The sequence below is a fragment of the Fulvivirga marina genome, assembly GCF_016775155.1.
In the GTDB taxonomy this organism is placed as follows: Bacteria; Bacteroidota; Bacteroidia; order Cytophagales; family Cyclobacteriaceae; genus Fulvivirga; species Fulvivirga marina.
This window is the reverse complement of the sequence record NZ_JAEUGD010000001.1, coordinates 150,427-175,287: the sequence shown is the minus strand read 5'-3', so window position 1 is coordinate 175,287 and position 24,861 is coordinate 150,427. Positions and strand designations below refer to the sequence as shown.

20 protein-coding genes are annotated in these 24,861 nt (G+C 39.6%); 7 read left to right on the top strand and 13 right to left on the bottom strand.

What is annotated here, in order from left to right:
* Nucleotides 1-21: 21 nt before the first annotated feature.
* From JMN32_RS00740 to JMN32_RS00725, 4 genes are read right to left on the bottom strand one after another with little or no spacing between them, the layout of a single operon-like run.
* Entirely contained in the window at nucleotides 22-1,026 is a 1,005-nt protein-coding gene (locus JMN32_RS00740; protein ID WP_202854355.1) for a homocysteine S-methyltransferase family protein, read from the bottom strand.
* Nucleotides 1,023-1,718 (bottom strand): DUF3575 domain-containing protein, encoded by a 696-nt coding sequence (locus JMN32_RS00735; protein WP_202854354.1) that lies wholly within the window; start codon nucleotides 1,716-1,718, stop codon nucleotides 1,023-1,025. Before JMN32_RS00735 ends, JMN32_RS00740 begins: the two co-directional genes overlap by 4 nt.
* Complete coding sequence (locus JMN32_RS00730; RefSeq protein ID WP_202854353.1) at nucleotides 1,715-2,467, bottom strand: LVIVD repeat-containing protein; 753 nt, start codon at nucleotides 2,465-2,467, stop codon at nucleotides 1,715-1,717. Before JMN32_RS00730 ends, JMN32_RS00735 begins: the two co-directional genes overlap by 4 nt.
* A complete protein-coding gene (locus tag JMN32_RS00725) occupies nucleotides 2,467-2,994 on the bottom strand; it encodes an LVIVD repeat-containing protein (protein ID WP_202854352.1) in 528 nt (175 codons plus the stop codon). Before JMN32_RS00725 ends, JMN32_RS00730 begins: the two co-directional genes overlap by 1 nt.
* 106 nt (nucleotides 2,995-3,100) lie before the next feature.
* Here JMN32_RS00725 and JMN32_RS00720 point away from each other — a divergent pair, with 106 nt between their 5' ends.
* Nucleotides 3,101-4,000, top strand: coding sequence for a Ppx/GppA phosphatase family protein (locus tag JMN32_RS00720; RefSeq protein WP_202854351.1), 900 nt, complete (start codon nucleotides 3,101-3,103; stop codon nucleotides 3,998-4,000).
* Nucleotides 4,001-4,021: 21 nt separating this feature from the next.
* On the opposite strand, the gene ppk1 is transcribed toward JMN32_RS00720, so the two are convergent.
* The 6 genes from ppk1 to JMN32_RS00690 form a co-directional block, all read right to left on the bottom strand.
* On the bottom strand, nucleotides 4,022-6,190 hold the full coding sequence (gene ppk1 / locus JMN32_RS00715) for a polyphosphate kinase 1 (protein WP_202854350.1): 2,169 nt from the start codon (nucleotides 6,188-6,190) through the stop codon (nucleotides 4,022-4,024).
* 128 nt (nucleotides 6,191-6,318) lie between these two features.
* Nucleotides 6,319-8,271 carry a DNA topoisomerase (ATP-hydrolyzing) subunit B gene (gene gyrB / locus JMN32_RS00710; RefSeq protein ID WP_202854349.1) on the bottom strand — a complete coding sequence of 651 codons (1,953 nt, stop codon included), beginning with the start codon at nucleotides 8,269-8,271 and terminating at the stop codon, nucleotides 6,319-6,321.
* Between the two features lie 383 nt (nucleotides 8,272-8,654).
* On the bottom strand, nucleotides 8,655-9,020 hold the full coding sequence (locus tag JMN32_RS00705; RefSeq protein ID WP_202854348.1) for a CoA-binding protein: 366 nt from the start codon (nucleotides 9,018-9,020) through the stop codon (nucleotides 8,655-8,657).
* Nucleotides 9,021-9,060: 40 nt separating this feature from the next.
* A complete protein-coding gene (locus tag JMN32_RS00700; protein ID WP_202854347.1) occupies nucleotides 9,061-10,638 on the bottom strand; it encodes an NAD(P)/FAD-dependent oxidoreductase in 1,578 nt (525 codons plus the stop codon).
* 25 nt (nucleotides 10,639-10,663) lie between these two features.
* Complete coding sequence (locus JMN32_RS00695; RefSeq protein WP_202854346.1) at nucleotides 10,664-12,481, bottom strand: toxin-antitoxin system YwqK family antitoxin; 1,818 nt, start codon at nucleotides 12,479-12,481, stop codon at nucleotides 10,664-10,666.
* Nucleotides 12,482-12,542: 61 nt separating this feature from the next.
* Nucleotides 12,543-13,508: a tryptophan 2,3-dioxygenase family protein gene (locus JMN32_RS00690; RefSeq protein WP_202854345.1), complete on the bottom strand. Its 966-nt coding sequence runs from the start codon at nucleotides 13,506-13,508 to the stop codon at nucleotides 12,543-12,545.
* A gap of 177 nt (nucleotides 13,509-13,685) precedes the next feature.
* On the opposite strand from JMN32_RS00690, the gene JMN32_RS00685 reads away from it, so the two are divergent.
* Nucleotides 13,686-14,903, top strand: a complete 1,218-nt coding sequence (locus JMN32_RS00685) for an acyl-CoA dehydrogenase family protein (protein ID WP_202854344.1) — start codon at nucleotides 13,686-13,688, stop codon at nucleotides 14,901-14,903.
* Between the two features lie 104 nt (nucleotides 14,904-15,007).
* Here the strand turns inward: JMN32_RS00685 and JMN32_RS00680 are convergent, their stop codons facing one another.
* Complete coding sequence (locus JMN32_RS00680) at nucleotides 15,008-16,096, bottom strand: FecR domain-containing protein (protein ID WP_202854343.1); 1,089 nt, start codon at nucleotides 16,094-16,096, stop codon at nucleotides 15,008-15,010.
* Nucleotides 16,097-16,377: 281 nt separating this feature from the next.
* Complete coding sequence (locus JMN32_RS00675) at nucleotides 16,378-16,941, bottom strand: RNA polymerase sigma-70 factor (protein ID WP_202854342.1); 564 nt, start codon at nucleotides 16,939-16,941, stop codon at nucleotides 16,378-16,380.
* Between the two features lie 160 nt (nucleotides 16,942-17,101).
* Here JMN32_RS00675 and JMN32_RS00670 point away from each other — a divergent pair, with 160 nt between their 5' ends.
* The 5 genes from JMN32_RS00670 to JMN32_RS00650 all read left to right on the top strand — a co-directional run bounded on the left by JMN32_RS00670 (nucleotide 17,102) and on the right by JMN32_RS00650 (nucleotide 23,517).
* Nucleotides 17,102-18,412 carry an MSCRAMM family protein gene (locus tag JMN32_RS00670; protein ID WP_238354291.1) on the top strand — a complete coding sequence of 437 codons (1,311 nt, stop codon included), beginning with the start codon at nucleotides 17,102-17,104 and terminating at the stop codon, nucleotides 18,410-18,412.
* A gap of 738 nt (nucleotides 18,413-19,150) precedes the next feature.
* The gene (locus JMN32_RS00665; protein WP_202854340.1) at nucleotides 19,151-20,188 is read left to right on the top strand and encodes a T9SS type A sorting domain-containing protein; all 1,038 of its coding nucleotides are present in this window, start codon (nucleotides 19,151-19,153) and stop codon (nucleotides 20,186-20,188) included.
* A 175-nt stretch (nucleotides 20,189-20,363) separates the two neighbouring features.
* A complete protein-coding gene (locus tag JMN32_RS00660; protein ID WP_202854339.1) occupies nucleotides 20,364-21,242 on the top strand; it encodes a hydroxypyruvate isomerase family protein in 879 nt (292 codons plus the stop codon).
* Nucleotides 21,243-21,257: 15 nt separating this feature from the next.
* Nucleotides 21,258-22,937 (top strand): GMC oxidoreductase, encoded by a 1,680-nt coding sequence (locus JMN32_RS00655; protein WP_202854338.1) that lies wholly within the window; start codon nucleotides 21,258-21,260, stop codon nucleotides 22,935-22,937.
* Nucleotides 22,938-22,941: 4 nt separating this feature from the next.
* Entirely contained in the window at nucleotides 22,942-23,517 is a 576-nt protein-coding gene (locus JMN32_RS00650) for a gluconate 2-dehydrogenase subunit 3 family protein (protein WP_202854337.1), read from the top strand.
* Between the two features lie 70 nt (nucleotides 23,518-23,587).
* Here the strand turns inward: JMN32_RS00650 and JMN32_RS00645 are convergent, their stop codons facing one another.
* Nucleotides 23,588-24,685 (bottom strand): DUF1573 domain-containing protein, encoded by a 1,098-nt coding sequence (locus tag JMN32_RS00645; RefSeq protein ID WP_202854336.1) that lies wholly within the window; start codon nucleotides 24,683-24,685, stop codon nucleotides 23,588-23,590.
* Between the last annotated feature and the right edge of the window lie 176 nt (nucleotides 24,686-24,861).

Sequence of the window (24,861 nt, the reverse complement as noted above, 5' to 3'; positions counted from 1 at the left end):
GAATTTCTACCTTACTTTTTTTTAATCAGTCTGTAGCTCCGCTAGTTTTCTAGGTTCATATTTTGCTGCCACCTCAGCAATCGCCTTGATATGCTCCGGAGTGGTACCACAGCACCCTCCAATAATATTGATAAGTCCTTCCTTCAAAAACACCTCTATTTGAGCTGCCATAGCTTCAGGAGATTCATCATACTCTCCAAATTCATTAGGAAGACCTGCATTCGGATGCGCACTTACAAAGAAATGTGAATCTTTTGCCAACACCTGTAAATATTGCCTCAGGTCTTTTGCTCCGAGGGCACAATTGAGGCCTATGCTAAGTAAAGGCATATGTTCTAAAGAAATGAGGAATGCCTGAGTGGTTTGTCCTGAGAGGGTTCTGCCACTTGCATCAGTAATAGTTCCTGAAACCATTACCGGCACCTTCTTTCCTGTCTCTTCAAAAAGCTCAGAAATACCAAAAAGTGCAGCTTTAGCATTTAATGTATCAAAGACTGTTTCCACAAGCAATAAATCAACACCTCCATCAACAAGAGCTTTTGCCTGCTCTTTGTATGCCATAGCCAATTCATCAAAACTTACACCACGGTAACCGGGGTTATTCACATCCGGTGATATTGAAGCTGTTTTATTTGTAGGCCCCATTGCCCCTGCAACAAATCTTGGTTTATCAGGTTCAGCAGCAGTAAACTCATCAGCGGCTTCTCTAGCTATTTTGGCTGATTGATAGTTGATCTCATATACAGCATCTTCCAGGTGATAATCTGCTTGGGCGATCTTGGTACCACTAAAGGTATTTGTTTCCGCTATATCTGCTCCGGCTTCAAAGTATTGCCTATGAATATCCTTTATAATATCCGGCCTCGTGATTGAAAGCAGATCATTATTGCCCTTAAGGGGGTATTTATGATCTCTGAAGGCTTCACCTCTAAAATCATCCTCCGTCAGCGTATGACGCTGGATCATGGTACCCATTGCTCCATCTAGAACCAATATTCTCTTTGAAAGTATTTCCTGTATTGTCATTTTATTCTTACTGAAAGTTTAACACCTAAACCAATGGCTACTCTGGTCTCGACATAGCCGCCATAAAAGAAACTATCAAAACTATCTGATTCGTCATTTCTAAAATACTCATCATACCCCTGAGGCTCGTTGAACATCGAATAACTTCCCCACCTTACTCCCCAGCCAGCATTAATATCCAGAAGAAACCAGGAAGTTAAATATCTTTGCATCCCAATACGATGAGTCAATGCATAAATTTCTCGCCTCTCCTCTAACTGCACCCGCTGACGGTATTGACAGTCCCTGTCGTTGCAGTCGAATCCAAAGGTACCGGTTTTATCATTTTTTAACCTATTATAATCAAAAGAAAGCGACAGGTAAAACAGCTTTTCTCCTTCCAGTTGGACTGGCAAAAAGTAATACCTTAGCTCTGATTTTAATTTATACCCTCTTTTTTTATGTAAGCCATACCAATGATCCGTACTACTCACATAAATTACGGGAGAACCCCCTACCTGTACGGTCATTCTATCTCCAATCCTAACCTCTGCATCCATCTGCACTGTGGGAAAAGTATTAATAAGGTGCAGAGGGCTCCATTTTACATAAAGGTTGGGCACCCCATATGCTTTATCCTCGCTCTCATTATTCTGGCCTTGGGCAGCAATTACCACAGTCAAAACAAATAATAACGCATGTACTATTTTCATTCTACAACCGGAATTTCACTTATCAATTGAGGAGTAATGGGGTCACTAATATCAAACTGGTAAATACCATCGACACTAGTCAGTAAAAGCCTGTCCTGGTCAATCACGATAACGTCATATGCATCAATTGCCAACTCCTTTTCAAGAAAAATATTTTCGGGATCTTGTACGTTGAGGATTTTTATTCCAAACTCTCCTTCGCACAGGTAGATGTAATTATTGACTACACCCAAGCCATAAGGAGAATCCACGTCATTGTATTGACCAACCTGCTTCGGGTTAGCCGGGTCAGTAATATCTATTACTTCAAATTGATCTGCGCTATTAGATCCACAGCCTGCTTGAAGTGATTCATAAGCATAGTTACCACTTACCACCACCGGATCACAGTTAACAATATGGCTGTAAGTACTTAATTTAACCAAATTTTCAGGATCAGAAACATCAAAAATGTGCATACCTGACTGAGCTCCTATAAATAGATAATTACCTTTCGGGAAAATGGTTTCAATATCAAAGCCCAGCGTGATCTCAGAATTGAACGATGGGTGTGCAGGATCCGTAATATCATAATTCAACAATGACGATTCTCCTACTACATATAAATTATTACCACTAATTGCAAACCTCGCCATTGACCCTCCCTGGCCGGAAAGGTTAATATTGGCACTATCTGATCCATCACCACAACTGCAGCAAAAGGTCAGTAGCCAGAAACAGTAAAAGTAAATCAATGCTCCTTTTTTCATTACCAGTAACATTCAGGATTCTCAACTATTTTCTTTTCCCACCCAATCATCAAGTGCTTTCTGGCTCTGTCAATGCACTCAAAATACCCCGGTTCCGGAGGCATCATTACAGCATATGAATATATACCTTCTATTCGGGTTGAGACCACTGGCTTGCGAAGATCACTGATATTTATAGCAACCAAATCGCCCACATGATCCGCATACAAGTAGTTACCTCTCACTGCCATATCAACATTGCCTGGTAACCTAAAAAAAACCACATACTCTAACTCAGCAGGATTTTCATTATTGATAATATGTATTCCAATCTGCTGTTCATTAACAAACAAGTAACTACCATACACATATATTTTGCCTGGCTTTTTTAGTGGATAACTATCTTGAAAGCTGATAATGTTGTCTTCTTCCCCTGCATATATAGGAGTATACACCTCCATTTCTCCAAGGCTTTCTAAGGCCTCGTCGTCGGCATAAATACAGCTACAAAATAAAAGGCTAAGGAAAATATATTTTGCCTGCTCCATAATGCTATATACCGGATTAACATTAAATAAACGAAGAAATTAATTTATAAAATTGATAGCTTAAATATAATTATTAGTTTTGATTTCAGGCACAAATAACATCAATTTGAAACTAGCAGCTATAGATATTGGGTCGAATGCTATCAGGCTTCAAGTGACCAGTACAATACGCACTAAAGGACAATTAAATTTTAAAAAACTGGAGTATGTAAGATTTCCTCTCCGACTGGGACAGGATGTTTTTAATACCGGAAGTATAAGCGTTGCTAAAAAGGCGAAATTTAAAAAACTGATGAAAGCCTTTAAACTACTCATCGACCTTTATGAAGTAGATGATTATATGGCATGCGCAACATCAGCCATGAGAGAATCTAAAAATGGTCAGGAAATAGTAAAAGAGATTGAAAATGATGTAAAGCTGAAGATCAGAGTAATTGATGGAAAAAACGAGGCTCTTCTAATCAACAATGCTATAAAATCCTTTCTAGACAAGAAAAAAAACTACCTCCACATTGATGTTGGTGGAGGTAGCACCGAATTGACCATCATTAAAGGTGGTGAAAAGGTAGCTTCAAGATCTTTCAAGATCGGATCTGTAAGAAGGTTAGAGCATCATGATTCCCCCATTATTTGGAAAAACATGAAAAAGTGGGTTACTGAAAAAATAGCTGAGTATAATGAAAAAATAACTGCCGTAGGCACTGGTGGTAACATCAACAAAATTTTCGAGTTAGCACAAAAATCTTCGGGAGATAAAATGTCATTAGCCAAAGTCAGAGAGGTACAGACATTCATAAAAGGGCTTAGTATGGATGAGCGGATCAATGAACTTCAACTTAATCCAGACCGGGCGGATGTGATCATACCCGCTTCGGAGATATACATGGCAGTAATGGAATGGTCTGGTGCTAAAAATATAATAGTACCTGATGTAGGACTCAAAGATGGCATTATGCAACACCTGTACGAGCGTAATACCAATAAGCAAACTATTAAATTCAGCTGAACAGTTCTTCTGATACCCATGTTACTCCTTTTCGATAAAGGATGCTTCCTCTGGCTGTTTTTCTCCTGCTACTTTCTCCAGATTCAGATCTAAATCCAATAGCGTATCTTTTGTTACTTTGTAAAACTCTTGATGAATGTTGAATTCCGGATCGCCTGCAGGGTGCTTTTTTCTATAGCTTCCATCTTCATCCATCACATAACTATTGACATTATCTTTCAGGTTACACTGTAAAATATTGATGATCTGTTTTTTCAACAGGTCATCGGTAATCATAAAAAGTGATTCCAAGCGACGTTCAAAACTGCGCACCATCATATCGGCACTACCGATATATACTTTAGAGTCTCCGTGGCTATGAAAATAGTAAATACGGGAATGCTCAAGGTACTGACCTACTATTGATATTACCTGTATATTTTCACTCAGTCCTGCCCTACCGGGCCGTAAGCAGCACATCCCACGAACAATCAGTTTTATCGGCACCCCTGCCTGCGATGCGGCATATAGCTCATCTATAGATTCCTTATCCTGCAGTGAATTAATTTTGATGACAATACCTGAAGGAAGTCCTTTCCTTGCATTCTCTGCCTCTGCTCTTATCAGTTCTACAAGCTGCTGGCGCATATCTTTTGGAGCAGTAATCAGGTTCAAGTATACATTCGGCATCGAATGCCCTGTAATAACATTAAAGAATTCTGATACATCATGTGCATAAACCTCATTTGTGGTCAATAGCCCCAGGTCAGTGTAGAACTTAGAAGTAGACTCATTGTAATTACCGCTAGATAGGTGTACATATCGTGTTACTTTCTCGCCTTCCTTTCTAACAATAAGCAGCAGCTTGGTATGTGTCTTGAAACTGCTAATACCATAAATCACAAAACAACCGGCCTTCTGAAGTCTTTGCGCCTCCCTAAGATTATTCTCCTCATCAAAGCGTGCCTTTACTTCAAACAAAACAGAAACGTGCTTACCGTTTTCAGCAGCTTTCAAAAGTGCAGCGGTTACACGACTATCTTTGGCTAAGCGATAAATGGTTATTTTAATGGCCAATACTCCTGGGTCTTCTGCTGCTTTCTCAAGTAGTTCCAGAACAGGCTCAATACTATTATAAGGGTGATGCAACAACACATCCCTCTTGTTCAGGACATCAAGAATATTGTAATCATGAATCTCTGGGTAACTCAATGGCGGAACCGGTACGGGCGATTCCATTCTAAGATCTCTGAACTGGGGATGGTTAACAATCTGAAGAAGTCCCGCAAAATCCAGAAGACTTTTTCTCTTTATCTTGAAGATGTTGTCATCATCAATATCCCACCTCTCTTTTAAAACTTTGAGCATCCAGGAATCAGGTCTACCGGACACTTCGAGTCTTACAACCCGGCCTGTTCTCCTTGTCTTAAGCTTCTTCTTGAGCTCTTCCAGAAAGTTAGCTTCTATATCATCACTCTCATCCAAGGTGAAGTCTCCGTTTCTAGTAATCCTAAACAGGTTAACAGATAAAACCTCTACGTTTCTAAAAAGGTGTTTAATGTTATTCCTGATTACATCTTCTACCGGAACAAAATGTATAACCTCCTCTCTTTCTATCTCAATAAACTTTGGAAGGTTGGACGGAATCTGAATAAAGGAAAGCTTTTTATAATCTACAGCACCATCTTCCGCCTTTGTAACCACTCCAAATACGAGCCTATTGGATATCAGAATCGGAAAGGTATGATAGTTATCGTATGCCATTGGAGTTAGCATAGGATAAATCGTGGTTTCGAAATAGGTGTTTACCCTTCCCTTTTCCTCGCTGGTTAAGTTTTTATAGACAGTAATAGAGAAATCGTGCTCCTCAAAAAGTGGCATGAGTTCATTAATAAAAAGGCTATGTTGCTGATCAGAAAACTGCTTGGTTCTCGCAAATATTACCTTTCTAAACTGTATTTCCTTTAGCCCTGAATAATCTATCCTGGGTTTATTATAGTCCAGGTAGTTATACAAACTACCTACTCTAATGGTGAAAAATTCGTCCAGGTTGGATTCTGTTATTGCCAGAAACCTCAGTCTTTCGATAATACTTTTGTTAGCATCTCTGGCTTGGTCCAGAACACGGTCATTAAATTTTAGCCAGCTCAAATCTCGACTGACATAATCACTCTGAGCGATTTGCTTCTTAATCTTTTCCGGTAACATCATAATTCTAACAAAATAACTATCTATGCTCAAATAAAAAACCAGTCAGAAAAAGTTTTCTTAGCCTTATAAACAGGGAAAGGGTTCCAATCAATAGAACCCTTTCCTCTGACTGGTATTTTACTATGTTATTAAATATCTACCTTTGCATATTTAGCATTGCGCTCAATGAACTCTCTTCGCGGTGCTACCTCATCCCCCATCAACATTGAGAACAAATGATCTGCTTCCGCAGCTGACTCAATAGTCACCTGCTTAAGACTTCTATTTTCAGGATCCATTGTGGTAGTCCACAATTGCTCAGGGTTCATCTCCCCAAGACCTTTATATCTTTGTACACTAACAGACTCTTCTTTACCATCTCCAGCCATTTCCTGAATGAGCCTAACTCTTTCCTCCTCTGTCCAGCAGTACCTCTCGGCTTTACCTTTTTTTAACTGATAAAGTGGTGGCAACGCTATGTACACATACCCTTTTTCAATCAAGGCATGCATATACCTAAAAAAGAATGTCAGGATCAACGTACGAATATGACTACCATCAACATCGGCATCCGTCATAATCACAATCTTATGATATCTAAGCTTCTCCATATTCAGAGCTTTGTCATCGTCCTCTGTTCCGAAGCTTACACCGAGGGCTGTGATCATATTTTTGATCTCCTCGTTTTCGTATATCTTATGCTCCTGAGCTTTTTCTACATTCAGGATTTTACCTCTCAATGGCAATATGGCTTGAAAATTCCTATCCCTTCCCTGCTTAGCTGATCCTCCTGCAGAGTCACCCTCCACAAGATAAAGTTCACTTACAACAGGGTCATTATTTGAACAGTCAGCAAGCTTTCCGGGAAGCCCTGTACCGCTAAGTACATTTTTTCTCTGCACCATTTCACGGGCCTTACGTGCTGCATGGCGAGCCTGAGCTGCGATTATCACCTTTTGTACAATAGCCTTGGCTTCCTTTGGGTTCTCCTCAAGATAATTATTAAGCATTTCACCCACCACTGTATCAACTGCACCACTCACATCCGAATTACCCAATTTAGTTTTGGTCTGACCTTCAAACTGAGGCTCAGCTACTTTTACTGATATAACTGAGGTAAGTCCCTCCCTAAAGTCATCTCCACTGATATCCACCTTTACCTTATCCAGCAAACCTGATCTATCAGCATAGGCTTTAAGTGTTCTGGTGAGCGCTCTTCTAAAACCTGCAACATGTGTACCTCCTTCAATAGTATTAATATTGTTCACATAAGACACTACATTTTCACTATAAGATGTGTTATAGCTCATTGCTACCTGAACCGGTATTTCTCCCTTTTCACTATCCATATAGATAGGTTCCGGAATCAATTTTTCTCTGGTGCTATCCAGGTACTGAACAAACTCCTTTAAGCCTCCCTCTGAAAGAAAAACGTCACTTTTAGGCTTTTCTTCTTCATCCATTTCACGCATATCCTGCAACAGAATGCGAATGCCTGCGTTCAGGTATGCAAGTTCACGAAGTCTTGAAGCAACTGTATCATAGGTAAATTCTGTTACAGTAAATATGCTTCCATCCGGCTTAAATGTAATGGTTGTTCCTGTCTTATCAGTTTTCCCTATTTCTCTAACCGAATATTGAGGTACTCCTATTTTATATTCTTGTTCATAGATCTTTCCATCTCGGTGGACTAATGCCTTTAGATCTGTGGACAGAGCATTAACACAAGACACACCGACACCGTGCAAACCTCCGGAAACCTTATATGTATCTTTATCGAATTTACCACCAGCATGTAGCACCGTCATTACCACCTCAAGAGCAGAGCGTTTTTCCTTAGCATGAATATCTACAGGAATTCCCCTGCCATTATCAGATACAGAGATTGAATTATCTTCATTGATGGTAACGGAGATCTCATCACAATGACCAGCCAGGGCTTCATCAATTGAGTTATCAACAACCTCCCAGATGAGATGATGAAGTCCCTTAACCCCCACATCTCCAATATACATTGCAGGTCTTTTCCTAACCGCCTCCAGGCCTTCTAGTACCTGAATATTACCCGCTGAATATTCCTTCTTATTTTCTTTATCGCTCATAAATTTTTATATAATTCCTATTAAAACACTGCTGCCAACAACTGGAATCCCCTATTGTGGATAAAAAGAAAACCACCTGCCAAACTCCATGGATCAAGGTATTTTAAGGTCTCCCAAAACTACAATAATTAATGATTTTTTTTAGGATTTTACCTGTTTATTCTTCACTATTTTCCTACTAATACTGAACCATAAAATCCCATAAAAAATCCATATATTACAATAAGATTTACCGAGCAATTTTTCAGGTAATTAATTGATGTGAAGCTATTTAAACACTATATAAAACTGATTTACTTCCCCCCGCTCCAAACTCTTCCAATTGAATTATTACATAATCGACATCGCTTGCAGCGACTTATGTGTGAAACAATAGTTTCCAATCAGTAATTCCCAACACGAAGCATTACCAGTGTACAAGCTTCCTCAGTTTCAATTCCCTGCTTGTGAGCTAACCTTTCCAACTCATGGTTTTCCGTACCTGGGTTGAAAATTATACGCTTAGGCCTTAAACTCAGAATGTAGGCATACCATTCTGGCTGATTCTGAGGGCCTAGATACATGGTGATAGTATCTATACCTTCCACCTGGGGTTTTTCCCGTATATCCAGAATTTGCTTATCAAAAACTTCCCCTTTCTTAATACCAATGGGTACTATTTCATGACCATATTCCGTTAAAAGTTGTGCAGCCATATATGCATACCTTCCTGGGTTAGTTGTAGCTCCTATTATTGCCGTCTTTTTCATATCAATCAATAGCCCGAAAACCGTAAGATCCAGGGCAGGTTTATAGGGTAATATTTAAATACTTACTCATCAATGCTTCGGCACATCGCTCACCGTCCATAGCTGCTGAAACTATTCCGCCAGCATAGCCGGCTCCTTCTCCACATGGAAAAAGTCTTTTCAGGTCAATGTGCTCCAATGTCTCTTTACTTCTGGGTATCCTCACGGGAGAAGAAGTTCGACTTTCAACCCCGATTATCTGAGCCTCATTGGTATAGTACCCCTTCATTTTCTTACCAAAAGCTTTGAAGCTTTGTCTAAGACTTTCTGCTACAAAGCCCGGAAGAACCTCTTTCATATCCATGGAAAGTATCCCTGGCTGGTATGAAGTATCCAGCAAAGATGATGAAATCCGGTTTTCCACAAAATCAACCATCCTCTGAGCAGGCGCTGTCTGTGTGCCACCTGCCAGTGTACAAGCCCTCTGCTCTATTTCCTTTTGAAAATACAGGGCAGCCATCTCCTCATACTTTTGCAAGTGTTTAAAATCATTAATTTCCACCGCCACAACAATACCTGAATTAGCAAAACGTGAATCACGCCTTGAAGGACTCATTCCATTAACAACTATTTCACCAGGGCTTGTGGCTGCAGGAACAATAAACCCTCCTGGACACATGCAAAATGAAAATACGCCTCTCTTGGCATGATTCACCAAGGCTTGATTAACCAAAGCATAGGAAGATGCTGGTAAATAAGGCCCTCTGTCGTTTGCACAACTATATTGTATATTATCAATTAATTGCTGTGGGTGCTCTATACGCACTCCGAGAGCAAATGGCTTAGCTTCAATAGCAACATTACGCGACTTCAGCAATTCAAATATATCGCGTGCAGAGTGTCCTGTTGCCAGGATAACACCTTCACCTTTTATCTCCTCTCCACTGACCAGTTTCACCCCGCATAGCTCATCACCCTTAAAAATTATGTCTACAACCTTCGCCTCAAAGTGTACTTCTCCTCCGGCACTTAGAATACTTTCCCTAAGTGCTGTAACTATCTGCGGTAACTTATTAGTACCAATATGCGGATGAGCATCAAACAATATCTCATTTCTGGCACCATGTGCAACAAGGATTTCTAAAATACGCTGTACATCTCCCCTCTTCTTAGATCTTGTATATAGCTTGCCATCTGAATAGGTACCGGCTCCCCCTTCTCCAAAGCAATAGTTTGAATCAGGATTAACCTTATGGTCTTTGTTGATTGCAGCAAGGTCTCTTCGTCTTGACCGAACATCCTTCCCTCTTTCCAAAACTATAGGCTTAATCCCCTTTTCTATCAGTCTTAATGCTGCAAACAGGCCCGCGGGGCCAGCTCCAACAATTACAACTTGCTTTGACTGGGAAACATTCGGGTACTCTTTCCGGTAACTTATCAGCTCAGGAAGGGGTTCATTTTCGTAAATATCAACTTGCACTCTTATCCAAACTGAGGCCTTACGAGCATCAATAGAGCGTTTTACTATTCTAAAGCCTGAACTGGTTCCTGGCTTTATTTTCTTCTGTATTATTTCTAGAAATTTATCTTCATCAAAAGCCTCCTCGGGCTTTAACTTGAGATCAAGTGTTTTTTTCAATAGGTAAGGTTTTTATCCTTAAAAATTATTTTTTACCCCTGGCTCCAAAGGAAAAGGTATAACCGAAACTAAGACCAAAATTAAAAGCTAGTGGCACTTCATTTTGCGGAAGGTCTGAAAATGCATCCTTAAAAGTATCACTAACATCAAAGCTTCTGTATCCGGTTCCCAGACTCACAAATGCGTCGACTGTAAAGCCAGAACTAACCGTACTTTGCATCAGACGGTAACCTAACAACACAGAATACTCTATCCTTTGCTCACTCGCACTAGCCCGCACTACATTATCAGGTATCAAAACATGACTTACATTAGCAAAATGACTTAGGTTGGTAAACCTTATTTCATGCCCAAAATACCATAAGCCAAATTCACCTCCCGGATTATAAAACTTTTGCTTTATAGCAATATCATAACCTCTGCTATATACCTCGTCAATAGGGACATCACTATCACTAATAAAGAATGGATCACGGATACCTTCAAACTCAAATTCATGTCCTAAGCGCTCCTGCAAATAAAACTCCATACCCACCGGAACCCTTCCTATAAATGAAAAAAATGGATTAGCGTTCGCAACTACCCCTTGAAATTCATTTATTTTAGACTGAAAATACCTAAATCTTTTACCTCTAAACCTAAAATCAGCTACACCGTATTTCTTGGTACTTTTAATTTCCTCCAGATCTTCTTTTTTAAGAAGATTATTATCATAAATTGGCTTAAAATAGCCAGACAAAGAGCCATCATTTTTATAAAGCTCCCACTTGCCTATTTTTTTCCCCTCTTCAATGATACCTTTAGTTTGAAGAGACCCATCCGGGTAATAGCCATAATACTCCCCTCTCCCACTTACAAACTTACATTCTCCCTCAAGGTTTCCTCCTTCATAATAGTATTTCCATACTCCATGGTTTTTACCATCCACAATAGGTCCTTGTACCTTAAGCTTGCCACTTTTATAATATTCGGAATATGCCCCACTACCATTTTCGAAATTACTTTCACCTTTAAGCGAGCCATCTTCATAGAACAGCCCCCAATAGCCACTCTTCTTTCCATCTACAAACTGTCCTTTTGAGTTTACAGCACCGTTTTCGTAGTAATAAACCCATTTTCCTTCTGGTTCACTGTTTACAAACTCACCAACTGCCATGAGCTCTCCATTGTGGTGATAATACTTCCAAAGCCCTGATTTCTTTCCATTTTGATACTGTCCTTCAGCCTGAATTGAGCCATCTTTGTAATAGTATTTCCAAATACCTACATTCCTTGAATCGGATTTAGGTCCCTCTGCTCGCTTTTCACTTGTCGGGTAATACTCGGTGTACCTCCCCTTTCCAAATGCATAGTCGATTTCACCTTTTATACCACCACCTTCAAAGTAGTCCGTCCAGTGCCCTTCTCTCTTATTGTCTAAGAACTTACCCTTTTCTTTTAATGCCCCACTTTCAAAGTAAATCTTCCATTCTCCCTGGCGTTTTTGGTCATTTATCTCTCCCTCCATGCTCTTGTTCCCATTCTCATAGAAATATTCCCAATAACCATCGTTTGAATTATTGGTAAGGTCTCCACGCATCTTCAGCTTACCAGTTTCATAGTAAAACTCCCATTGACCCGTGGTTTCATTATTAGTAAACTGGCCCTTTGATTCAATATTGCCATTGATGTGATATGAAAGGTATTTCCCCTCCAACACATTGCTTAAAGTGTCCTGCACATGGTAAATTTCTTTCAGGTGGGTTTTCTCTTCATCATGAAATGTATATCGGGTGTGTTGTGCTGACACAAAATGACAACAACCTAAAAAGCCAATGACGATATAAGCAATTAGTATTCTCAAAAAAATGTAATATTATACAACTAATATACACAGAAAAGCTCGTTTAGAAGTGTTTCCCTTGCTATTTATCAAAGACTTCCTTCATTACCCAGATCTTCCCCCATTCTTCAATTTCCTTCTCAGACCAAAGCTCTGGAAAAAACACTATTTTCTGAAATCGCGGAGGTAAGAACTTCTGCCAATTTGTACCTCCGGTAGCTGCTATGTCATCAGGGTCCTTATGTAGGTATCGGACCGCTGATTTGTAATGTGATAATGGCCATAGCACATTTGCAGCCAGATCATACTTTCTCATGGCTTGAACAATCTCGTCTTTACGTTCTGAGTTAATAAAATTACTTCTAAATACCTCTAGGATGTTTTTCGGCTTATACTCCTGCGCCAACTTAATAAATTCCTCCAGGTACTTCTCTTCAAACTGCTTCAGAGTTAGGGTCTTTTTACCTGAAGCAAGTTCGGTAGCACCACGTTTCCAATAGATCTTATCCACTAACCTTTCAGCATCATCATCTTTTGACAGCTTTTCCCTTGACTCAAATTCAACCAGGTTATACAGGTGAGTTGAGCAAATCTCAATTTTCCTATATTGTGCCGATTGAAATCCACTGGCAGGCAACAATGACATTCTAAATTTAAGGAACTGCTCTCTGTCCATTCCGTCTATCATTACAGAGAATGAATCTTCGAGTATACCGAAGTAGCGGTTTATTCGCTCCAACTTTGTTAAAAAATAATCTTCTGTAATATTGACTTCCGTGGCTATCTGATCTATTTCCCACAGAATAAGTTTAAAGAATATCTCGGTATGCTGATGATAGGCAATGAATATCATCTCATCTTTTAAACCTGTTTTCGGGTTTTGCAAGCTTAAAAGAGTATCTAGGTGAATATAATCCCAATAAGTAAGGTAATCAGAATATAAAAGACCATCCAGGTAAGAAGAAAGGTCCTGGCCCATCACTTCATATTTCTCTTCGAGCTTTTTAATCTGCTCAAGAATTTTTGGATCTATTTCCGACTTCTTCATAGACTTTACAGCGGATTTTTAGTGTAATTAATTGGCTTTCACCTGATATTGGGCCTTTTTATTTCAAACGTTTTAAAAATCAAATAAGAGCGAAATTGACTCCCAATAAATGGTAAATCTTTAAATGTTGCGTAAATTTGAAACTTAAAACTGAATAACCCAAATTATAGATAATTGATGACAACTAATACCGCGAAAGAAGAAGCTAAACGCAAACCTTCTAACGACTTATTTGAATCTCCGGATTTCTACCAGATAGATGACCTGCTAACTGAAGAACATAAACTAATAAGAGGTTCAATCAGGGATTTTGTTAAAAAAGAGATTTCTCCGTATATCGAAGATTGGTGCCAAAACGCACATTTTCCTTATGAGATCGTCAAGAAATTTGGTGATATAGGGGCATTCGGACCTACTATTCCACAGGAGTATGGAGGTGGAGGCCTTGATTATATCTCTTATGGTTTGATTATGCAGGAGGTTGAACGAGGTGATTCTGGCATGCGTTCTACAGCTTCTGTTCAAGGATCATTAGTAATGTATCCTATTTACAAATTTGGTTCAGAAGAACAGCGCAAGAAGTATTTACCCAAACTGGCATCAGGAGAATGGCTGGGCTGCTTTGGACTCACAGAGCCTGACCATGGTTCTAACCCAAGCGGTATGGTCACAAACTTTAAGGATATGGGTGATCACTATTTGCTCAACGGAGCTAAAATGTGGATATCCAACTCTCCAAAAGCAGATGTAGCTGTAGTTTGGGCCAAAAACGAAGAGGGGCGCATACATGGTCTTATTGTAGAGCGCGGCATGGAAGGCTTCAGCACTCCTGAAACACACGGCAAATGGTCTTTAAGAGCCAGTTGTACTGGTGAGTTGGTATTTGATAATGTAAAAGTACCTAAAGAAAACCTGCTTCCCGGTAAGAGTGGCCTTGGTGCTCCGATGATGTGTCTTGACTCTGCTAGATATGGTATAGCATGGGGTGCTATTGGAGCGGCTATGGATTGCTACGACTCAGCAAGAAGGTACTCAAAAGAAAGGATACAGTTTGATAAGCCTATTGGTTCTTTCCAGTTAGTGCAAAAAAAGCTGTCAGAAATGCTAACTGAAATCACCAAGGCTCAATTGCTAAACTGGAAATTGGGTAAAATGATGGATGAAGGCAAAGCCACCACAGCACAAATCTCTATGGCCAAAAGAAACTCTGTGGAAACTGCTCTCAATATTGCACGGGAGGCAAGACAAATTCACGGTGGCATGGGTATAACAGGTGAATACCCTATGATGCGCCATATGATGAACCTCGAGTCGGTGGTGACCTACGAAGGTACCCACGACATTCACCTATTAATACTTGGTGCTGAAATTACTGGCATCCCGGCATTCAAATAATGATAAGTTAATTATAATTAAAAAGCCTGTTGTTTTTATAGCAACAGGCTTTTTAATGTTCTTAATGTCCGAAGCAATTCCTGCTGGCCCATGCAGGATGACCTTTATAGATCTGCTGAACTAATTACTCTGACTGACTTCAACTCTACCTCCACCTTTTTAGTATCAGTTAAAAAATCCATCAAACGCTTTTCATAACTTACTGTTTGTCCAGGCTGTATTTTATCAGTTATGGTAAATGTCGTGGTTGATGTTTTACCATTAGGTTTTGTATAAATCGCATCTAAAACTATATCTGTATAAATAGCCAGACCTGCCTGATTGGTCAGCTTCCCATCAATCACTGACATATTAATTTTATTTTTTTCCCATCTGTATGTACTTGTCAAATACGCTTTAGGGTTGTCCTTCTCTTGTTCATAAATAGCATTATTACGTTCACGCCACGCACTAAAACCGGGGTCCAAATTTTGAGACTTAACAGGGCCTTCATTTGTAGTTACAACTGCTTTTTCTTTGGCTGTAACTACAACCTTCTGTTTATTTTTAGACTTCATAGAAGAAAAGCTTACTTCTCCTTCTGCCACGGTTAACACAACTCCTGCAGAATCTTCCTTTATATTAAAGGATGTACCTAATACACGAGCATATGCTAATGATGCTTTTACAATAAAGGGCTTCAGGCTATCTGCCTTAACAGCAAAATAACCTTCTCCTGAAAGTGCAATCCTCCTATTCTCCACGCCAAAATCTTCAGGATAACTCAACTTGCTACCTACATTGAGCCATACCTTGCTACTATCAGGAAGATAAAAGGTAGCAACCTGATCACCCGCGCTGATATCGATCATTTTCTCTACGGGCCAAAGAATGAACAATGCAACCGCCAAAATCAAGATACTTGCCGCAAGTTTCAACCAGACTCCATACCGTCCTGTCAACTGAACTTCTTGTGACCGAGAATCATCATCAGCAATCTTTGACTTCAACCTGCTCCACTCATCTTCTGTATTCGCATCATGCATTTCTAACCTGACACCTGAATTCTCCCAAATTTGCTTAGCTTCTGCAAATTCTCTTTCATTCTGAGGGGAAGATTTAATCCATAGATCAACCTCTGCTCTTTCCGCCTCGTCCAGATCACCCGACAGATAAGCTGCAAGTTTATCCCAATATGGAGTACTCTCTTTCATCTACCTTGAATATAATATATTTATTAGTATACTTCTTTTTTATATACGTTTTACCTGTTCTTTCTTTTCCGGTGTATGTTTAGCATAAGCCGGACAAGTGTATGTAGAACACGATGAAACTAAAACTACAACTATTATTGCTATTACTCCAACAACCATTTTTTTCATGATGTGAAAATTTATATTATAAATAGAAATCAAAAAACGCAACTATTGCTTTGATCTTATAACACATTATTTCACATATACCCCCAAAAACTAAAATATATTTTTACACAATTTCATACAATAAGCACCAATGCAAGCCCTACTAGAAGAGCTAGTATCAAGGACTTGAGCTTTAAATACGGCTTAAGTTCTTCCCGTAGCTTTTGCAAAGCTATTCCCATTTGGTTTTCAACCGTCTTATGTGACAACTCCAAAACATCTGCTATCTCTTTATACTTCATCCCCTCCTGTCTGCTGAGCAGATATATGGTTTTACACTTTGGAGGCAGCTTATCAATAGCCTCTCTTACCCTAACCTCTAACTCATGGTTATTGGTTGGCTCTGTTTGCACCGGAGATACAACTTCCTCTATAGCAGTATTCTGGTCAAGCTTGACAATTTTCTTACTGGATCGCAAATGATTCAGAGATGTATGAGAAGTAGCTTTAAACAGGTAATGTTTGATCTGCTGTTGAAAATCAAGCTTATCACGATTTTTCCAAAGCTTTAGAAAAACATCCTGCACAATATCTTTCGCTTCATCAGCATCACCTACTATATTATAGGCAAGCTCACAAAGTTCCTTATGATAAGCATGAAATAAAGTTTCGAATTCCTGACGCGTTGCTTCCTGCATAAAATATATACTAAACTTGCTCTATCGGCAATTGACAATAAATCTAGCAATCTCTTTAGAGACCCGAATAAATAATTCAAAAAAAAATAAAATTCTTTTGGGGGTACGAGTCTACCTCAGTGCTATAGGGTCAAACATGGTAGTTAAACCAGATATAGATATGAAGAGAAATTTATTTTTTATTGTTCTAAGCTTTATTTTTTTCAACGTTTTGTTGACAGCTTGCTCCAATGATGATGATGGTGGACCTGCTACGGGTAAGCTCACCGGAACGGTTACAGATATTGAAAGCCAGGCAGGTCTGGAAGGTGTCAAAATAATTGTTTTTGACGCAGAAACTAATTCACCTACTGAAAATTCATTAAGTACGGATGCAAGTGGTAATTTTACCAGCGACCTTATTCCCGGTACTTATTTTCTAAAATTTTACAAGCAGGGTTATGATGCTCTACCTCCAAGGGGAATAGAGGCAGTCTCATTTTCTATAGAAGCAGGTGGTACTACGCAGCAAACTGCTGAGATGACTCCTAGTACAATTACTAATGCCGGGTTTATTTCTGGAAAAGTAGCTAGCGGCGGTACCGGAATTGCCGGCGTTCTGGTAGTCGCTGAGGACGCAGGGAACAAAACGGCCTTCTCAACAGTATCCGACAAGGATGGTAACTACTCCATATATAATGTGCCACAAGGAGGCTACCAGGTAAAAGGATATATAATGAACTACTCATCAAATTCGGTTGGAGCAAGTGTTACTATCAACACTGAAACTCCAGATGTTAACGTAGAATTAACCGCTGACGCAGCCGGAAGCTTGAATGGAGCTGTTAAGAACATTGCTACGGATAATAAAGATGTTGATGTTACTTTGGTACACCCGATAACAAAAGAAACTATCCCTGGTTTAAGTACAAAAACTGTATCATTAAGTTATACTTTGACCAACATCCCTGATGGAACATATATTGCTCGCGCCACTTACGACAATGATGAGCGTGTAATGGACCCGGATAGAATAGCGAAATTTGGCGAGCCCATCGTAACCTTTAGTGGAGGCAACTCTCTTACATTGACATTTGATATTACAGGGTCAATCACTATTAATACGCCTACTAATGAGGCCACAACAACTCAACCAGTAGAAATCACATCAACTACCCCAACTTTTGAATGGACAGCATACTCTAGTACTTCTGACTATGTTATTGAAGTAATGGACATATCTACAGGTACTATTGTTTGGGGAGGGTTTGATAATAGCGGCGCTGACCCTGTAAAAAATATTGTGATCCCATCATCACAAAAAAGTATTCAGTTTAATTCAGATGGTAATGCATCAATTGCTGAATTGATTGTAGGCAGAACTTACAGGTGGAAAGTTTATGCTAGTAAAGATGATCAGAATTCACCCGTTGGTTGGACATTGATCTCCTCAAGTGAGGATCAGTTAGGGTTAATCAAGGTTTCTAACTAAGATTATTTCTGGTCATAGGAGTAGAGCCCCCTCCTGGCTCTACTCCACTTTTAATCTCATTCCTTTGGGTTTTCAAAACACACAAGATTTCCTTTGATCATAGAGCCTTCAAAAGGCAAGGCATCTCCTCTCCATAAAAAGGTCATCCTCTCAGTTTTATCACATCAGTAAATACAAAGTACATATAACACCCTAATTTATCGTTACGACATTAGCACATAATGAGAGCGACTTTATGAGGCTAAATCCACCTATTGATCTCCTCCTGCATCATTTAATTTAACAAGATACAGTCAGTCGTATAGTTTCTCCGTGTACTAATAATTACAGGTTTATGTCATTTCCATCATTTTCCAACAAAATGCGACACAAAACCAACATGCTTCTTACAACAGGTTATTTTTTAATACACCCACTTTAATAAGGTTATCTTCTAAATTCTTATCTCGGGGTTATACAAAGTGCCTAAACCCCTACCACCAACAACAGAACATGTTTTGTCAAGCATACCCATATGCTCCATTATTTTTAACGATTTATAACCAGTCAGAGTACTCGGGGGGCCCCCTTAGAATGGATTAGGGCAAATTCTTACAACACATAGAAGTTACTACTTAAGCAAAAATAAAACAATTAATTATATAATTAAATTAACATACAAATGTTAATTATAATTAAAATACAATTTAATAAGAGAGACATATATCTCTACCTTGCATCAAGATATAAACTCAAATCATGATGAAAAGCCTCAATTATATTTCTCAGATAAAAAGCCTAGCAGCCATATTATTCTGCATAACCATCTCTAATGTCCAAGCCCAAGGCAATTGTGTATCTACCGATTACAATAAAGAAGGAAGCATTAGTGAAAAAATAGGCCAAAGCTTTAAAACAACAAACTGCTCGGGAGCTATATTTCACTCTATTGAAATTGAAAAGGCCGATTCCGCAACATATTCTGGAAACCTGGCCATTTATAATGGAGAAAGTATCGACGAGGCCAGCTTGATGTATTTTCAGTCAGATGTTAATGTTTCAGGGTATGGATTTCAGGCTATATTTCTTAATATAAGCGGAGGCTCTTTGTATTTTGCCTGTGGCAATACGTATACATTCCTTTTCTCAGATTTTGAAGAAGATATTAAATTTAATAGCTCTACAGCCAATGCTTATAAGGATGGCAAAGCATATTTAGACGGTTTCCAAATTCAAACAGACCTTTCTTTCAGAATTAATGTAATAGAAGATGAAGTATTGCCCGTAGCATTTACAAACTTTGACGCGAAAGAAAACCTTGAGGGCAAAATTGATCTTTCATGGGCCACCGCAAGTGAATTAAACAACGCAGGCTTTGAAGTTCAACATAGCACAGATGCAGAAAACTTTGAAGCCGTAGGCTGGGTTGCTGGAAATGGCACAAGCAATACATATCAAGCTTACTCATTTACCACTTCTGCTCAACTCGGAAAAAACTACTTCCGTCTCAAGCAAATAGACCTCGATGGCAATGCTATTTATTCAAACCCTTTGGCTGTTTCTGTCAAAGCAACGTATAAAATTGGCCCTAACCCTACCTCTGGTATTGTGAATGTACGATTAAACAGTTTCACTGATACACATGTGAAAATTTTCAATGCTACAGGAGATTTGATTGACTCTCAGACCATTCAAAAGAATGGGAGTATTGATCTTTCATCACAACCTGCCGGTATTTATATGGTCCAAATCACTACTGAACAGGAGAGAATAGAGCAAAGAATAATAAAAATATAAAATATAGACAGCTCATCACCATATCAAACGTTTGCGGTATCATATATCCATTAACAGGCTAAAATATCGTTGCAAGAACCTCCCATTTTACATATCTTAAGGAGGTTCTTTTTAATTATTATCTTCATAAAAAGATAATATTCTCTATATCTTCAACTTAACTATAGTAGATTACATGAACTTCAGTGATCGAAGAAGGTCTGTTTTAAAAAAGCTGCTTACCGGAACTTTGGCTTTGGCCTCACCTCCTTTTTGGTCAAGCTCTATATATGCTAACCACAACACCCAACTAAATCATAATATTAACCACTCAGTGTGCCGATGGACCTTCAATCAGCTTTCGCTCGATGAACTGTGCTTATTGGCTAAAGATGTCGGTTTTGAGGCTATAGACCTCGTTGGTCCCAGTGAATGGAATGTTTTAAAGCGACACGGAATTAATTCCTCCATGTGCAACGGTGCTGAAATAAACCTTGAGAAAGGTTGGAATAATAAAATTTACCATAAGCAGCTTATAGAAAACTACTCAGAGATGATCCCTCTAGTTGCTAAAAGTGGTTACAAAAATCTGATCTGTTTTAGCGGAAGCCGCGGTGGCATGGACGATGAGACAGGTTTAAAAAATTGTACAGAGGGATTAAAACAGGTTTTATCGCTGGCAGAAAAATCCGGGGTGATTATTCATATGGAGCTTTTAAACAGCAAAGTTGACCATCCGGACCATATGTGTGATAACACACCCTGGGGTGTAGAGTTATGTAAGAGGTTAGACAGTGAAAACTTCAAACTACTTTATGATATCTATCATATGCAAATTAGCGAGGGAGATATCATTCACACAATTAAAGGTAACCATCAATATATAGGTCATTACCATACTGCAGGCGTCCCAGGTAGACATGAAATCGATAGTTCTCAGGAGCTAAACTACCCTGCCATTATGAAGGCTATTTTAGAAACCGGTTTTAATGGCTATGTAGCTCAGGAATTTAAGCCTGCAAAAGTAGACAAAAAAGCTTCGCTCCGAGAAGCAATACATTTATGTGATATTTAAAACAAAAGAAAATTCATGGCAGATCAGAATTATGATGCGATAGTAGTGGGTTCAGGCATAAGTGGTGGATGGGCTGCAAAAGAGCTAACAGAAAAAGGATTGAAAGTGCTACTCCTGGAACGAGGAAAGAATGTGGAGCATGTTAAAGACTATAAAAGTGCTACTACGGCACCATGGGAAGTACCTCATCGAGGCATGGATACTCAGGGAATGATAAAGGCTCACCCTGTTTTAAAACGTGACTATGTACTTAACGAATTAAACCTTGACTTTTGGGCACACGAAGCCGAATGTCCATATGTGGAAGAAAAGCCTTTCAACTGGTTCAGAGGATATCAGGTAGGTGGTCGCTCCCTGACCTGGGGACGCCAGAGCTACCGGTTGGGCGACATTGATTTTGAGGCCAATGCCAAAGACGGTATAGCAGTGGACTGGCCCATCAGGTATAAAGATCTGGCCCCTTGGTATGATCATGTCGAAAAATTTATTGGTGTCAATGGATCCATTGAAGGCTTGCCACAATTACCCGATGGCCACTTCCTCCCTGCCATGGAAATGAACTGTGTGGAAAAAGATGTAGCCCAAAGAATAAAGGCTCACTACAAAGGTGTTCGTACCATGATCATGGGGAGATCGGCCAATTTAACCGCTCCTAAAACTGGTAGAGCCCAGTGCCAGTACAGAAACAAATGCTGGTTGGGTTGTCCGTTCGGAGCTTACTTCAGCACGCAATCCTCTACCCTGCCCGCTGCAGTGCAAACTGGTAATCTTACACTAAGACCCTTCTCAATTGTAACTAGAGTATTATATGATAAGGACAAAAAAAAGGCAACAGGTGTGGAAGTTCTGGATGCAGAAACCAATCAAACCTATGAGTATAATGCTAAAATCATATTCCTATGTGCCTCCGCCTTCAACTCAACCTGGGTATTGATGAACTCAGCCACAGATATTTGGCCAGAAGGGCTGGGAAGCAGTTCTGGAGAATTAGGGCACAACGTTATGGATCATCATTTTCGGGCTGGTGCCTCTGGGACTATGGAAGGTTATGAAGACAAGTATTACTACGGGCGCAGGCCTAATGGTATCTATATTCCGCGGTTCAGAAATTTGTTCGGTGATAAACGTGACTATATAAGGGGCTTTGGATACCAAGGGGGAGCAAGCAGAGATAAATGGAGTAAAAAGGTAGCAGAACTAGGTATTGGCATTGAACTCAAAGAGGCTTTTGCAGAACCTGGTGAATGGACTATAGGTATTACAGGTTTCGGTGAAATCCTTCCCTACCACGAAAACAGGATTTATTTGTCTAAAGAGGTGAAGGATAAATGGGGGCTTCCTGCCTTAGTCACCGATGCAGAGCTGAAAGAGAACGAACTTAAAATGAGGCAGGACATGATGAGTGACGGTGCCGAAATGCTTGAGGCTGCGGGAGCTAAAAATGTACACTCCTGGGATTCCGGATATACTTTCGGTCAAGGCATCCATGAAATGGGTACTGCACGCATGGGCAAAGACCCAAAAACATCTGTATTGAACGGAAATAATCAGGTTTGGGATGCCAAAAATGTATTTGTGACTGATGGTGCTGCCATGACTTCAGCAGCATGCCAAAACCCATCCCTGACATATATGGCTCTGACTGCCAGGGCATGCGATTTCGCTATAAATGAACTAAAGAAACAAAACATCTGATAATATGAATCGAAGAGAAGCATTAAAAGCAGTATCCGTAATCATGGGCGGCACAGTCATCAGTGCCAATACTTTTTTGTCAGGATGTTCTGTTGAAAAGGACGAGCGAGTCAATTCCCTATTTATGGAAAGTGACGTGGCCCTTTTAGACGAAATTGGCGAAGCTATTATTCCCACCACGGATACCCCGGGAGCAAAAGCAGTAGGTATCGGAGGGTTTATAACTATGATGGTACTGGATTGCTATGAGCCCAAACATCAGAATATATTTACCCAAGGCCTGGTATCTTTTAAAGAATCTTTCAACAAGCAATATGACCATGGTTTTATTAAAGCTAAATCTGAAGAGCGCATTGCTTTCCTAACTGAACTGGACAAAGCACAACGAGAAAGCTCTCTTAAGAACAAAGACAATCCGGATGCAGTCCCTCACTACTTTAGAATGATCAAAGAACTAACTCTACTGGGCTACTTCACTTCAGAAATTGGCTGCACGCAAGTGAGACGTTATGTGGAGACACCTGGTAGGTATGAGGCTTGCATTGACTATAAAGCTGGCGACGGAGCCTGGGCTATCTAAGGCAAGTAGCAATTGAAAGGCGGTTCATATGACTTTGAACCACCTTTTCATTATAAATCTCTTCTATTTTTCAATCTCCTACAGTGATATACCCTTTTATAGTCACTCTTTGTGCTGAATGTCTTGGGTCATTAGAGTATATAGTAATAGACTTCTGCTGGTTGCCTCGTCTACCTTGAGGATTAAAAGTTACTTCCAGCTCAGTGCTCTCCCCAGGCTTAAGCTTATCCCTTTTCAATTTGGCAGTAGCACAGGTGCAGTTGGATTTGGTCTGCCTGATCTCAAGTGGGGTATGACCAGTATTTGTAAGTGTAAATTTGGTTGAAATAGATTTATCATCACCTATTTTACCAAAATCATGAACATTATCCCCTAGCTTAAGGCGTGGTGCTTTTTCGAGTTCCTCTTGGGTCATTGGAGGAAAATATTCCTCAATTGTGGCATAAATGGATACAGACTTTATAGCATCAGCCCCTTCTTCATTGGTAGAAAATTTAACATTATCAGAACCAAACCCGAGGTCATTTTTTGCCTTTGCATCATAATGTACTTTAATCAAACCTTTTGACTTAGGAGCAAGCTCCTGAGGCTCAAAGGTAAGTTTAATATAGGGTGGAGCATCCTGCTTATCGAGAAAAGCAACAGCTTTGTCAGAAGCATTGTACACCTCAAACTCTTTTACAGCGGACTCTCCGCTAGTTTCAATTTTACCCATATTTAGTGAACGGTATTTCACTCTCAGCGCTCCCATTTCTGTTGGCAATTCATCCTCAACAGATTTGGGCTTGGGCTCAACATCACCCCTGATATATAACTTTAAAGGTGATGCATCCGCATCTGTAGTAACCGTTAAGCTCTTATTGAACTTCCCTGGACGGTTTCTGGGATTATACTGAGCTTGAATATACCCTGTCTCTCCAGGTTTTACAGGTTCTTTACTCCAATCTGGTGTAGTACACCCACAGCTGGCTTTTACACCTAATATTTTAACCGGTTGAAGTCCCTTATTTATAAAGCTAAACTCATGAATTATAGGGCCATCTTCTTCCTTAACGGCCCCAAAATCAAATGTCTTCTCACTAAAAACTAAGGTTTCCGCCTGCTGTGCCTTCAACAGGCTAATTGATAAAACTCCAACAAAGACTAAAAAAATACTTTTCAAATTCATATTTAGGTGGTTTAAAAGGTCGGTACGCTAAGTTAACTCAAATGCTTCATTTTGATCAGTAAAAGTAATAAAATGAATATACTCACGTAAAGTTTGGCTGACTTATTAACAGATAAATAACAAAATTAAATCCAAACTACTGTATATACCTTTTGCAAGACAAACATAAATAGCAT